The sequence below is a fragment of the Achromobacter sp. 2789STDY5608621 genome (assembly GCF_001299375.1).
Classification (GTDB): domain Bacteria; phylum Pseudomonadota; class Gammaproteobacteria; order Burkholderiales; family Burkholderiaceae_B; genus Achromobacter; species Achromobacter insuavis.
Genome location: NZ_CYTU01000003.1, coordinates 51,441 through 63,186, shown reverse-complemented (window position 1 = coordinate 63,186; position 11,746 = coordinate 51,441). Strand labels below are relative to the sequence as shown.

General features: G+C 68.7%; 12 protein-coding genes. 1 reads left to right on the top strand and 11 read right to left on the bottom strand.

The window, feature by feature from the left end; all coding sequences use genetic code 11:
- Nucleotides 1-7 precede the first annotated feature (7 nt).
- The 11 genes from AOZ53_RS04500 to AOZ53_RS04450 form a co-directional block, all read right to left on the bottom strand.
- Nucleotides 8-1,579: an ABC transporter substrate-binding protein gene (locus AOZ53_RS04500; protein ID WP_054486982.1), complete on the bottom strand. Its 1,572-nt coding sequence runs from the start codon at nucleotides 1,577-1,579 to the stop codon at nucleotides 8-10.
- Nucleotides 1,580-1,610: 31 nt separating this feature from the next.
- The gene (locus AOZ53_RS04495; RefSeq protein WP_231690557.1) at nucleotides 1,611-2,759 is read right to left on the bottom strand and encodes an ABC transporter ATP-binding protein; all 1,149 of its coding nucleotides are present in this window, start codon (nucleotides 2,757-2,759) and stop codon (nucleotides 1,611-1,613) included.
- A complete protein-coding gene (locus tag AOZ53_RS04490; RefSeq protein ID WP_054429738.1) occupies nucleotides 2,756-3,778 on the bottom strand; it encodes an ABC transporter ATP-binding protein in 1,023 nt (340 codons plus the stop codon). The genes AOZ53_RS04495 and AOZ53_RS04490 overlap by 4 nt, the downstream gene beginning before the upstream one ends.
- A complete protein-coding gene (locus tag AOZ53_RS04485) occupies nucleotides 3,775-4,677 on the bottom strand; it encodes an ABC transporter permease (protein WP_054429737.1) in 903 nt (300 codons plus the stop codon). The genes AOZ53_RS04490 and AOZ53_RS04485 overlap by 4 nt, the downstream gene beginning before the upstream one ends.
- 29 nt (nucleotides 4,678-4,706) lie before the next feature.
- Nucleotides 4,707-5,681: an ABC transporter permease gene (locus AOZ53_RS04480; protein ID WP_054415963.1), complete on the bottom strand. Its 975-nt coding sequence runs from the start codon at nucleotides 5,679-5,681 to the stop codon at nucleotides 4,707-4,709.
- Entirely contained in the window at nucleotides 5,678-7,153 is a 1,476-nt protein-coding gene (locus AOZ53_RS04475; RefSeq protein ID WP_054429736.1) for a flavin-containing monooxygenase, read from the bottom strand. The genes AOZ53_RS04480 and AOZ53_RS04475 overlap by 4 nt, the downstream gene beginning before the upstream one ends.
- A complete protein-coding gene (locus tag AOZ53_RS04470) occupies nucleotides 7,150-8,118 on the bottom strand; it encodes a LysR family transcriptional regulator (RefSeq protein ID WP_054429735.1) in 969 nt (322 codons plus the stop codon). Before AOZ53_RS04470 ends, AOZ53_RS04475 begins: the two co-directional genes overlap by 4 nt.
- 288 nt (nucleotides 8,119-8,406) lie before the next feature.
- Nucleotides 8,407-8,760: a hypothetical protein gene (locus AOZ53_RS04465; protein ID WP_054429734.1), complete on the bottom strand. Its 354-nt coding sequence runs from the start codon at nucleotides 8,758-8,760 to the stop codon at nucleotides 8,407-8,409.
- Nucleotides 8,761-8,914: 154 nt separating this feature from the next.
- Nucleotides 8,915-9,640 carry an anti-sigma factor gene (locus AOZ53_RS04460; RefSeq protein WP_054429733.1) on the bottom strand — a complete coding sequence of 242 codons (726 nt, stop codon included), beginning with the start codon at nucleotides 9,638-9,640 and terminating at the stop codon, nucleotides 8,915-8,917.
- Complete coding sequence (locus AOZ53_RS04455) at nucleotides 9,637-10,206, bottom strand: sigma-70 family RNA polymerase sigma factor (protein ID WP_054429732.1); 570 nt, start codon at nucleotides 10,204-10,206, stop codon at nucleotides 9,637-9,639. Before AOZ53_RS04455 ends, AOZ53_RS04460 begins: the two co-directional genes overlap by 4 nt.
- A 98-nt stretch (nucleotides 10,207-10,304) precedes the next feature.
- Nucleotides 10,305-10,853 carry a DUF3455 domain-containing protein gene (locus tag AOZ53_RS04450; RefSeq protein WP_054486980.1) on the bottom strand — a complete coding sequence of 183 codons (549 nt, stop codon included), beginning with the start codon at nucleotides 10,851-10,853 and terminating at the stop codon, nucleotides 10,305-10,307.
- 180 nt (nucleotides 10,854-11,033) lie between these two features.
- Between AOZ53_RS04450 and AOZ53_RS04445 the strand changes: the two genes are divergently transcribed.
- Entirely contained in the window at nucleotides 11,034-11,735 is a 702-nt protein-coding gene (locus AOZ53_RS04445) for a hypothetical protein (protein WP_054486978.1), read from the top strand.
- Nucleotides 11,736-11,746: the final 11 nt, after the last annotated feature.

Sequence of the window (11,746 nt, the reverse complement as noted above, 5' to 3'; positions counted from 1 at the left end):
GCGTGCCTTATTTGCCGGAGTCCTTGGTGACCATCATGGCGGCGGTGCGGTCGCTGGTCATCGGGGTGACCTTCAGGCCCTTCTTGGTGGCCCAGATGTTCTTGTAGTGGTACAGCGGAATGATGCCGACGTCGTCGGACACGATCTTGACCGAGTCGCGCAGGATGGCTTCACGCTTGGCCACGTCGAATTCCGAGGTGGACTGGTCCAGCGCGGCGTCGACCTTGGCGTTGCTGTAGTGGCCCCAGTTGGAGGCGCCCAGGCCCTTCTTGGCGTCGACGGTGGCCAGGATGTTGACCAGCGCGTAGCTGGCTTCGCCCGTGCCGTTGCCCCAGGCCAGCATGCTGACCGCGAATTCGTTCTTGTTGGCGCGGCCCGAGTACACGGCCCACGGCACTACTTCCACTTGCGTCTTGACGCCGATGCGGGTCCAGAACTGCGCCACCGCCTGGGCCGTTTCCGGGCCTTGCGGGTAGCGGTCGTTGGGCACGTGCATGGTCAGCTTGAAGCCGTCGGGGAAACCGGCTTCGGCCAGCAGCTTCTTGGCCTTTTCGACGTCATTGGGGATGTCCTTGACGTCGGGGTTGTAGCCGAAGGTGCCCTTGGGCATCCACTGGTTGGCTTCGGTGGCGGCGCCCTGCAGGATGCGGTCGGCGATGGCCTTGCGGTTGATCGCCAGGTTCAGCGCCTGGCGCACGCGCACGTCCAGCAGCGGGTTCTTGTCCAGCGGCTTGCCGTTGTTGTCGGTGATGTACTGGTTGGGCGCGGGGTTGAAGCTGGGCTGCAGGATCATGACGCGCAGGCCGTCGTACGGATAGACCGAGATGTTGGCGGCCTTCTGCAGCTTGGCCAGGTCGGACACCGACACCTTGTCAATCACGTCGACGTCGCCGGCCAGCAGCGCGGCGGTGCGGGCGGCGGCGTTGTTGATGTAGCGGTAGTTGACCTTGTCCCAGGTGGCCTTCTCGCCCCAGTAGCCGTCGTTGCGTTCCATGATGACGCGGTCGCCGGGAGTGTAGGACACGAACTTGTAGGGGCCGGTGCCGACCATGGCCTTGCCCGAGTTGTAGTCTTCGGTGGTGGACTTCTCGCCGACGTGCTTGCTGACCACGTGCACCGACGCCAGGTTCAGCGGCAGGTCGGGGTTGGGGGCCTTGGTCTTGACGATCAGGGTCAGCGGGTCCTTGGCGGTCATCGTGTCGATGGTGCGCAGGTAGCCGGCGTAGGTGGCCACGCTGCCGGGCACGGCGCGGGCGCGGGTGTACGAGTAGATCAGGTCGTCGGCGGTGAACGGCGTGCCGTCCTGCCACTTGACGCCTTCGCGCAGCTTGAATTCCCAGGTGGTGCTGTCCAGCGGCTTCCAGCTCACGGCCAGGCCGGGCTGCAGCTTGTTCCACTTGTTCTCGATCAGCAGGTCCCAGAAGTGCAGGGCCACCGAGCGGTCGCCGGCGTGGTTGTTCAGTTGCGGGTCGAGCGAGGACAGCGGATCGGCAAAGCCGATCGACAGGTTGTCGGCCGAGGCCGCGGCGGACGCGCCCAGGATGGCGGCGGTCAGGGTCGAGAGAATCAGGCGTTTCATGTTCGGGGTCCTTGGTGAGGGGGAACTTCTTTCAGGCCATGTCGTTCAGGTGACAGGCGCTCAGGTGGTTGATGGCGATTCCCTTCAGGGTGGGAACCTCGGTTTTGCAGCGCGCCATCGCATGCGGACAGCGCGGGTGGAAGTGGCAGCCGCCGGGCGGGTTCAGCGGGCTGGGAATCTCTCCCTTGATGGCGGTGAAGGTCTTGTGGCGCGATTTCAGGTTGGGGATCTCGGCCAGCAGCGCCTGGGTGTACGGATGGTTGGGGCGGCGGAAGACCTCGTCCACCGGCGCCGTCTCGACCACGCGGCCCAGGTACATGATGACCACGCGGTCCGACAGGTGCTCGACCACGCCCAGGTCGTGGCTGATGAACAGGTACGTCAGGTTGAGCTGTTCGCGCAGGTCCATGAACAGATTCAGGATCTGCGCCTGGATCGACACGTCCAGCGCGGCCACGGCCTCGTCGCACACCAGCATCGACGGCTGCACCGCCAGGGCGCGGGCGATGCCGATGCGCTGGCGCTGGCCGCCGCTGAACTGGTGCGGATAGCGCTGGCGCAGGGCCGGGTCGAGGCCGGCGCGTTGCAGCTGGGCGCTGACGTAGTCGTCGAAGTCGCCGTTGCCGACCAGGCCGTGGATGCGGGCGGCCTCGCCGACGATCTCGTCCACGCGCAGGCGGGGGTTCAGGCTGGCGTACGGGTCCTGGAAGATCATCTGCACCTTCAGGCGCGCGGCGTGGGCCTGGGCCGGCGTCATGTCGGCGGGGCGCAGGCCGTTGATCAGCACCTCGCCGCCGGACGGCGTCAGCAGGCCGGCCGCGATGCGGCCCAGCGTGGACTTGCCGCAGCCGGACTCGCCGACCAGGCCGACCACTTCGCCGGGGCGCACCACCAGGTCCACATGATCGACGGCGCGGGTGATGGCGGGCGGCTTGGACAGGCCCAGGCGCTGCAGGGCGCGGCCGGCGGCGCCGACGGGGCGTTCGCCAAAGCGCTTGCTGACTTGGCGCAGGTCGATGAGCGGGGTGGCGTTGCCGGCCGTGCGCGCGGCGGCGTCTCCGGCCCCGGCGTCGAGCGCGGCGGGATGGGCAGCGGCGTGCGCGCCATCGCCGGTTGCAATGCCCGAAGGCGGCGCCGCGTGGGCGCCGTCGCGGGTGTCCGGAATCGTCGTCTGGCTCATGCCGTCACCTCGCCCAGTTGGCGCGACGGATGAAAGCAGCGCACCTGATGGCCGGGCAGCACGTCGGTGATGGCGGGCTGCTGGCCGCATTGCGCCGTGGCGCGCGCGCAGCGCGCCGCGAAGGCACAGCCGGCGGGCAGGGTGAGCAGGTTGGGTGTCATGCCGGGAATCTGGCGCAGGCGTTGGCCGCGCTGGTTGTTGCTGGGCAGGCTGTCGATCAGGCCCACCGTGTAGGGATGCTGCGGACGGTCGAGCACGTCGTCGACCTTGCCGTGTTCGACGATGCGGCCGGCGTACATCACCGCCACGTCGTCGGCCAGGCCCGCCACCACCGACAGGTCGTGGGTGATCCAGATGAGGCTGGTGCCGTGTTGCTGCGCCAGCTTCTGCACTTCGGACAGGATCTGCGCCTGGATGGTGACGTCCAGCGCCGTGGTCGGCTCGTCGGCGATGATGAGGTCGGGCCGGTGCAGCATGGCGATGGCGATCGCCACGCGCTGGCGCATGCCGCCGGACAACTGGTGCGGATACGCCAGCAGCCGTTCTTCCGGGCTGGGAATGCCCATCATGCCGAGCGTGTCGCGGGCCAGCTCGCGCGCCTGCGACTTGCTCATGTTGTTGTGGGCGCGCACCGTTTCGATCATCTGCACGTCGACCCGCAGCACCGGGTTCAACGTCATCATCGGATCCTGGAAGATCATGGCGATGCGGTTGCCCTGCAGCTTGCGCAGTTCGCGCGGTGCCAGCTGGGTCAGGTCGCGGCCCTGGAACAGCACCTGGCCGCCGACCACGCGGCCGGGGGCGTCCACCAGGCCCATGATCGAAAAGCCGGTGACGGATTTGCCCGAGCCGGACTCGCCGACCAGGCCCAGGATCTTGCCGCGCTCCAGCGTGAAGGACACGTCGTCCACGGCGGGCAGGGTGCCGGCGCGGGTGAAGAAGTGGGTGCGCAGGTTGCGCACTTCCAGGGTCGGCACGTTGGCGGCGGCCGGCGCCGCGACGGGACGGGCGGCGCTCATTTGTGGGTCCTCGGGTTCAGCACGTCGCGCAGGCGGTCGCCCACCAGGTTGATGGCGACGATGGTGACCAGCAGCGCGATGCCGGGGTAGAAACTGATCCAGTATTCGCCGGACAGCATGTATTGGAAGCCGTTGGAGATCAGCAGCCCCAGCGACGGTTCGGTCACGGGCACGCCCAGGCCCAGGAAGCTCAGCGTGGCTTCGAGCGTGATGGCGCGCGCGATCTGCAGGGTGCCGATGACGATCAGCGGCGGCAGGCAGTTGGGCAGGATGTGCTTGAGCATGATCCGCCAGTTCGGGATGTCCAGGCAGCGCGCCGCCTCGACGTACTCGCGGCGACGCTCGACCAGGGCCTGGCCGCGCGCGGTGCGGGCGTAGTAGGCCCATTCCAGGATCACCAGCGTCAGCACCACGTTGCCCACGCCCTTGCCCAGGTAGGCCAGGATCATCATGGCCACCAGGATCGACGGGAACGACAGGATCAGGTCCACCAGCCGCATGATCAGCGCATCGACCTTGCCGCCGGCGTAGGCCGCCAGCAGGCCCAGCAGCGTGCCGATGATGCCGGCGATCAGCGCCGAGCCCACGCCCACCATCAGGCTGATGCGCAGGCCGTACAGGATGCCCGACAGCAGGTCGCGGCCCTGGCCGTCGGTGCCGAGCCAGTAGTGGAAGGTGTTCAGGCCGTTCATCGTGCCCGGCGCCAGGCGCGCGTCCAGCACGTCGATCTGCAGCAGGTCGTAGGGGTTCTGCGGCGAGATCCACGGCGCCAGGATGGCGGCCAGGATCAGCAGGGTGGCGATCACCAGCCCGAACACCGCCGTCTTGGACGACAGGAATTCCAGCAGGTTGCGGCGCCAGGGCGATTCGCGCTTGAGCGCAGGGGCGGCGGTTTGCATGGCATTTGCCTGGGGAGTGTTCGGAGCGCTCATGCCGAGGCCTCCAGCCGCACCCGCGGGTCCAGCACTTTGTACAGGATGTCGACGATCAGGTTGAGCGTCACGAACAGGCACACCACCACGATCAGGTAGGCCACGATCACCGGGCGGTCCAGCGCGTTCAGGCTGTCCAGGATCAGCTTGCCGGCGCCGGGCCAGGCGAAGATGCTTTCGGTGATGACGGCGAAGGCGATGGTCGAGCCCAGCTCCAGGCCCAGCACCGTCACCAGCGGGATCATGGTGTTGCGCAGCACGTGCACACAGACCACCCGGAACGGCGACAGGCCCTTGGCGCGGGCGAACTTGACGAAGTCCAGCGGCATCACGTCGCGCACGCCGGCGCGGGTCAGGCGGATCACCAGCGAGATCTTGAACAGCGACAGGTTCAGCGCCGGCAGGATCAGGTGGCGCCAGCCGTCGGCCGTCAGCCACGACCACTGGAAGCCCAGGAATTCCACCGTCTGGCCGCGGCCGCTGGCCGGCAGCCAGCCCAGCGACACGCTGAAGGTCATGATCAGCATCAGCGCGACCCAGAAGGTCGGCAGCGAAAAGCCGACGATGCTGCCCGCCATCACCAGCTTGGAGAAGCGGCTGTCGGGATACAGCCCGGCCAGCAGGCCCAGCGGCAGCCCGATGATCACCGCCAGCAGCAGCGCGGCGATGGCCAGTTCGAGGGTCGCCGGCAGGCGCTGGATCACCAGTTCGACGGCGGGGATGTTGTAGACGAAGCTGTTGCCCAGGTTGCCGTGCAGCGCCCCGTTCAGAAAGCCCAGGTACTGTTGCCACAGGGGCTTGTCCAGCCCCAGTTCGGCGATGATGCGGGCGCGGTCGACCTGGTCGACGTCCTGGCCGATCAGGATGTCGACGGGGTTGCCGATGGCGTGCAGCCCGACGAAGACGATCAGCGTCATCAGGAACACGACCACCGCGGCTTGCGCCACGCGGCGGAGCAGCCAGCCGGTCATTGCGCGGTCTCCGCTTGCCGGGCCGCGCCGGGCGCCGGGGCCGGCGTCCATTCGTCGCCGAACACCTCGGGTTCCGCGAACGCTTCCATGTTGGCGTAGTGCGTCGCCACGTCCTCGCGGTAGAACAGGCCGGCGATGCCTTGCGCCAGGCGCTTGGCGCCTTCGCTGATGGCCGGGATGTCGCCCGACACGGTGCCGTGCGTCAGCGCGGCCGGGTACGAGAAGCAGTGCACCCGGTCCAGGCCGGGACAGGCGCCCGGGGTTTTTTCCTGCAGCTCGAAGGCCGCGCCCAGGTCGGGCGAGTCATGCAGTTCCTGGTCTTGCTCGCCAGCGGCGGGGGTGTAGCGGTCGCCCCAGGCGCGCACGTGCGGCGCCAGCGCGGCGAATTCCGGACGCACGGTCCAGTCGATGCGGAAGCCGGTCGAGAACACCAGGAAGTCCAGCGTGAAGACGCCCTTGGGCGTGGTGACGCGGATTGCGTCATCCACCAGCGCCAGGTCCTGCACGCCACAGCCCAGGTTGAAGCGGGCGTTCGGGTGGCGCGACACGCGCAGCGTGCTGCCGCGCGGCGGCGGCACCTGGGCGGCGTTGATGTAGTGGCGGATCTTCCACTTCCAGTCGTCGGGCAGGTTCAGGTGGCCGTGGGTCAGGCCGGGGTTGCCGGCGCCCTTGCCCTTGTTGATGCGCGGGATGTCGTTGCGGCGGATCAGCAGGTCGACGCTGGCCGCGCCCGCTTCCAGGGCGGTGGCGGCGCTGTCCATGGCCGACGCGCCCGCGCCCACCACGCCGACGCGCTTGCCGGCCAGGGTGGCGTAGTCCAGCACGTCCGACGAGTGGGCCCAGCGGTTGCGCGGCAGCTTGCGCGCGAAGTCCGGTACGTAGGCGCCGCCCAGGCCGTCGCGGCCGGTGGCCAGCACCACGCGGCGCGCCAGCACGGTCTGGCGGCCGGCGGGCGATTCGATGTCCAGCTGCACCAGCTGGTCGGCGCGCGGCAGCACGGCCAGCACGCGATGCTGGTTGCGCACGTCCAGGTTCAGCACGCGGCGGTACCAGCGCAGGTAGTCCATCCACTGCAGGCGCGGGATCTTGTCCAGCGCGTCCCAGGCTTCGCCGCCGAACTGCGCCTCGAACCAGGCGCGGAAGGTCAGGGCGGGCAGGCCCAGCGCCGGACCCGTCAACTGCTTGGGCGAGCGCAGGGTTTCCATGCGCGCGGTGGTGGCCCACGGGCCTTCATAGCCTTCGGGCGACTGGTCGAAGATCGGCGCGATGATGCCCAGGTGCGTCAGCGAGGCCGCCGCGGCCAGACCGGCCATGCCGCCGCCGATGATGGCCACGTCCAGCACCGGCTGGCCGTCGACCAGGCGCGGCGTGACCCAGGGCTTGGCGGGGATTTCCAGCCAGGACAAATCCTGGCGCAGGCGCGCTTCCAGCGCGGCCAGGCCTTGCGGGGCGGGAGCGAGGGGTTGGTTCATGCGGGCGTATCCGTAAGAGGGGCGTCATCGCCGTAGATCGACTGCAGCAGCGCGCCGTGCTGGCAGGCGTCGTGCAGCACGAAGCCGGGCAGCAACTGCGCGGCGGCCTGCGCCAGGGCATCGGCCATGGCCTGGCAGGCCGGCGTCAGGGGCTGCGACTGCGAGGTGATGACCCCGAAGAAAAAGGGAATGTCCAGGTCGATCGGGCGGATCGCCACGCCCGCCATCGGCGCGCCGTAGGCGGTAATGGGTTCCAGCACCGACACGCCCAGGCCGGCGCGCACGGCGGCCAGGGCGTTGACGGACGAATTGGTTTCGATGGCGCCGGCGGCATGGCCCAGCGCCGCGTCCAGCCGGCGGCGCAGACGGTAGGGATTGGCCATGGTGATGACGCGGCGCCCGGCCAGCTCGGCCACTGGCACCACCTCATGGCGCGCGGCCGGATCGTTTTCGGGCAGCGCCACCACACAGGGCGCCTGGCCGATCCAGTGCACGGTCAGGCCGCGATGCTCCAGCGGCAGGCTGGTCGCGCCCAGTTGAGCCGCGCCGCTCAGGACGGCGTGCACCACGCGCTCGGGCGAGGCGCTGCGCAATTCGATGCGGGGGGCGAGGTTGGCGTGCGGCTCGATGCGCTTGAGCGCGTCCGGCACCAGCCCGGCGGCCAGCGCCGAGGTGGCCGCCAGCAGCAGCGGCTGGGTCTGGCCGCGGGCGATTTCCTCGGCCCGGTCGCGGATCTGGCGCAGGCTGGACAAGGCGCGTTCGACGTCGTCGTAGAGCAGGAAGCCCTGCTCGGTCGGCGTCACGCGCGGCCCGCTGCGGGCGAACAGGGCATAGCCGATCTCGGCCTCCAGTTCCTGCAGCAGGCGGCTGATCGCGGGTTGCGAGCGGCCAAGCAGACGCCCGGCAGCGGTGACGCTGCCCGTGGACATGACGGCCGCGAAGGCCTCGAGTTGACGAAGTTCCATCTGTCTTGCTTTATGCCAAGGACGAATTCTTGCGTATCGAGTATGCGCTCGGCAAATAATTAAAGGGCATAAGCAAATTCCCTAATCGGGATTTCCTTATGCCCTTTCATTACTTCGCGTTATTTCAATGACTTACGGGATTACCCGTGGGTCAGCCGTCGCAAGCGGGGGACTTTTGGGGGATTTCTCGTTGGCGTCTCGCCCGCATACTGATCCGACATGCTGCCGGCGCCGTGGATAAAGCCTCCAGCGAAATGGAGCAGGCTCGCATGGCTCGAACAGTCTTTCTCAACTCTTGAACACGTCTGCTTTGCCCAACGGCGCATTGGCCTCTGTGGGGGCAGGCAGCAGCTCGAAGTTTCGACCGAAGGCATGAACGCCGCAGCTGTCGACGGTGCCTGCGGGATCCCACTGTCCGTTCCTGGTCACAATGATCGCTTCACCCATGAGTGCGACTCGGAGGGCGAAGACCCAGAACGTGAATTCTGATTGCCTGATCATCCCGTATTGGACCTGGCCCATGGTGACGGACTGCGGCGGTGGTATCAGGCCAAGCGTCCATTTCAGGGCGATGCCAACGGGCCAGAGGCGCGCACGAACGCTTGTGGGTTTGAAGTACAGGAGCTTGACGCGGGTTGCCATGGCATACCCCTCTATCGTGTGTAACGCACGGTCAGCCTATCAAAGCGCATGGCCACCAAATACACAGGAAAACCCTGAAACTGCACCGCGGATTCGAAGGTCAAGCGCGGTCCGTTCCGCAAGAGGTCAGTCCGCCGGCACGATAGCGCCGGAATTACATCACCTTTACCGCTCGGCCGATGAACTGGATCGGGCCGGTCGGTTTGCCGATGGGCGAGCCGGTGGCCGGCTCCAGCGTCAATTCAAACAATTGGTTGGGTTCCAGCGGGGGCAGCTTGTCCAGCGGGATGCGCACGGGTTCGCCCGGCTTGACCAGGCCCAGCGACACCGGGCCGGCCCAACTGTCGGCCTTGGTCCAGAACTCCAGCGCGCGATCGGCCGGAACTTGCACCGCCGCGATCGGCACCAGTTGCACCTCGCGCTGGCCGGCCTGGGCCTGCACGACCCAGCCGGGCGTCTGCGACTGGGGGGCGACCAGTACCACCATGTATTGCACCGGGCCGGGCGTTTGCGCGGGACGCAAGGCCAGGGCGCCGGCCAGGACCAGCGCGGCGGCCACGCCGCTGGCGGCCGCGCCGCGCCAGAAGAACAGGCTGTCCCACCAGGCCGGACGCCGCGGCCGGCCGGCCTGGCGGGCAGCGTGTTGGCGATACAGCGTTGTCTCGATGCGCGGCCACAGCCCGGGCGACGGCTCGACCGGCGCGGCCAGATCCGTCAGTGGCAGCAGGCGCTCTTCCCAGCGGTCGACGGCGGCGCGCAGCGCGGCATCGTGCGGCAGCCGGGCCTCGACGTCGCGGCGGCGCGCGCCGGGCAAGGTGCCCAGCACGTATTCGCCGGCCAATTCGTCCAGGCCGTCGGGGGTGTCAGGCAAGGCGCTCATGCCAGGCATTCCTTCAGCGCTTTCAGGCTGCGCTTGATCCAGGCTTTGACGGTGCCCAGCGGCGCGCCCAGGCGCTGTGCGATTTCGCTGTGCGACAGGCCTTCGACGTAGGCATGCAGCACGCAGTTGCGGCGCACGGGCTCCAGTTGTTCCAGACAGGGGCCGATACGGCCGGCGCTGTCGCGCCAGTCGAAAGCGTCGCGGGTGTCATGCCAGGCGTCGATCGCGTCGCGAGCATCCAGCGCGGCGGCGGTATCGTCGTCCACCGCGGTTTCGTGGCGCTCGTCCCGCACGGCGTTCAGCGCCAGGTTGCGGGCCACGCGATAGAGCCAGCCGCGGGCCGAGCCGCGCGCGGCGTCGAAGCTGTCAGCCCGGTTCCAGATATTGACGAAGGCGTCGTGCACGATGTCCTCGGCCCGGGCGCGGTCGCGCACGATGCGCTGGGCCACGCCCAGCAACCGCGGCCCTTCTTGGCGATACAGCGCTTCCAGCGCCGTGCGGCGCCCCGCGGCGCACTGCGCGAGGGCCGCTTCGTAATCGAAATCCGGAACAGGTCGGTTCGGCATGCAGGCGGGGGCAGTGGCGGTGGGCGTGGACCCGGGCAAGGGCCGGGCGGCGGCGGATGCAGGCATGTTACCGGACTCCCGCCGCCGCCCGCTGGGTGTCAGTCCGCCTTCCAGAAGAGGTAGTCGGCCTGGTAGGACACCTGACTGCGCTGGCCGGCCGTGGTGCACGGCGTCTGGGGCGCCACGCCGCCCTTGAGCGCCGTGCGCTGGATGTAGGCGACGCCAGTCAGGGCGCCGGCGCCCACGGCGGGATTGGCCTTGACCAATTGATAGGGCAGGTTGCCCGCGCCGGCCGGCGCCACGGCGACTTGCGTACCGGTCAGCTTGGAGCCGTCCGCGGCCTCCCAGGTGGCGGGCGGGCCGTAGTAGGTGCCGACCTGCTTGCCCTGGCGGTCTTTCAGGACCGCCTTCGGGCCGGCGAACGCCCATTCCAGCTGCTCCTTGGCGTCGGCCTTGGCGCGGCATTCATAGGTGATGTCGCCGGTCCCGACGGTTTCCCAGGCCACTTTGTGGCCGGCGGGTACCTGGACGGCGGCGGGCAGGGCGTCTTGCGATGCCGCCATGGCAGGGGCGGCTTGCAGCAGGCCGCAAGCGGCCAGCAGGGCGGCAGCGAAATGGCCGGTGGCGGGGAAGGGGCGAGTCGTCATGAGCGGTCTCCTGCGGAAGAGGAATCTGCGGGTACGGCGCACGGAATGTGCGCCGTTGCAGGTACTACACGCGAGAGCCGTTATTGGATGCAGGCCGAGGAGATTATTTTCTTTTTTTGACCCGAATGGCATTGCCTGGCGGCGCTATATAGAATTGGGTCCGAATAACGCCGCTTGTCCATGCCTACACCTACACCAACACTGAACGCCGGGCGCGCCACGCCGTTGGCCGCCGGCCGGCGCGGCGCCGCGAGTGATCGCGCGCGCCTGTTGCGCCCGCTGGCGGCGTTGCTGTGCCTCGGCTTGAGCGCCTGCATCAATGTCCGGCCGATGCAGCCCCCGCCGCCGCTGTACGCCCTGTGGGCCAAGCCCGGGGTCGATCAGCAGGGGGTGCGCGGCGCGTTGCTCGACTGCGGCTTTCCCAGCGCCAGCCATGTCGACGGCGCGACCATCACCAACAACGACTATGCGCGGGGTGAGCAGTGCATGCTCGGCAAGGGCTTTGCCTACCAGGAGCGCCACACCTACTGCGACACCCATCCCCATCTGGCGGCCTGCCCGGCAACCGACGACGCCGCGGCGGCGGAGTCACGGCAACGTCCGCCCGCCTATGAACAATGGACCCGGCCGGACGCCGACGCGCAGCGCGTGCAGCAAGCCATGCGGGCGTGCGGCTACGCCTCGGTGATCGAGCCGGGCGACGACATGCTGCTCAACGACATCGCCGCCGCGCAGCTGTGCATGCTCGACCAGGGCTTCCGGCTGACGCTGCCGGCCAACGCGCTGCTGTGCAGGAATCCGCCCATGCTGGCGGCCTGCCGCGGCCGCGTGATCGACACCGCCCATTGCTGCGCGCCGCCCCGGGCCGCCGGCCAGCGCTGACGCGGCGGCCC

What these genes read in the sequence shown, in the direction of transcription:
- AOZ53_RS04485 (WP_054429737.1), bottom strand. Translation starts at nt 4,677, where the DNA reads ATGCAAACCGCCGCCCCTGCGCTCAAGCGCGAATCGCCCTGGCGCCGC.
- AOZ53_RS04465 (WP_054429734.1), bottom strand. Translation starts at nt 8,760, where the DNA reads ATGGCAACCCGCGTCAAGCTCCTGTACTTCAAACCCACAAGCGTTCGT.
- AOZ53_RS04475 (WP_054429736.1), bottom strand. Translation starts at nt 7,153, where the DNA reads ATGAACCAACCCCTCGCTCCCGCCCCGCAAGGCCTGGCCGCGCTGGAA.
- AOZ53_RS04455 (WP_054429732.1), bottom strand. Translation starts at nt 10,206, where the DNA reads ATGCCGAACCGACCTGTTCCGGATTTCGATTACGAAGCGGCCCTCGCG.
- AOZ53_RS04460 (WP_054429733.1), bottom strand. Translation starts at nt 9,640, where the DNA reads ATGAGCGCCTTGCCTGACACCCCCGACGGCCTGGACGAATTGGCCGGC.
- AOZ53_RS04470 (WP_054429735.1), bottom strand. Translation starts at nt 8,118, where the DNA reads ATGGAACTTCGTCAACTCGAGGCCTTCGCGGCCGTCATGTCCACGGGC.
- AOZ53_RS04500 (WP_054486982.1), bottom strand. Translation starts at nt 1,579, where the DNA reads ATGAAACGCCTGATTCTCTCGACCCTGACCGCCGCCATCCTGGGCGCG.
- AOZ53_RS04480 (WP_054415963.1), bottom strand. Translation starts at nt 5,681, where the DNA reads ATGACCGGCTGGCTGCTCCGCCGCGTGGCGCAAGCCGCGGTGGTCGTG.
- AOZ53_RS04445 (WP_054486978.1), top strand. Translation starts at nt 11,034, where the DNA reads ATGCCTACACCTACACCAACACTGAACGCCGGGCGCGCCACGCCGTTG.
- AOZ53_RS04450 (WP_054486980.1), bottom strand. Translation starts at nt 10,853, where the DNA reads ATGACGACTCGCCCCTTCCCCGCCACCGGCCATTTCGCTGCCGCCCTG.
- AOZ53_RS04495 (WP_231690557.1), bottom strand. Translation starts at nt 2,759, where the DNA reads ATGAGCCAGACGACGATTCCGGACACCCGCGACGGCGCCCACGCGGCG.
- AOZ53_RS04490 (WP_054429738.1), bottom strand. Translation starts at nt 3,778, where the DNA reads ATGAGCGCCGCCCGTCCCGTCGCGGCGCCGGCCGCCGCCAACGTGCCG.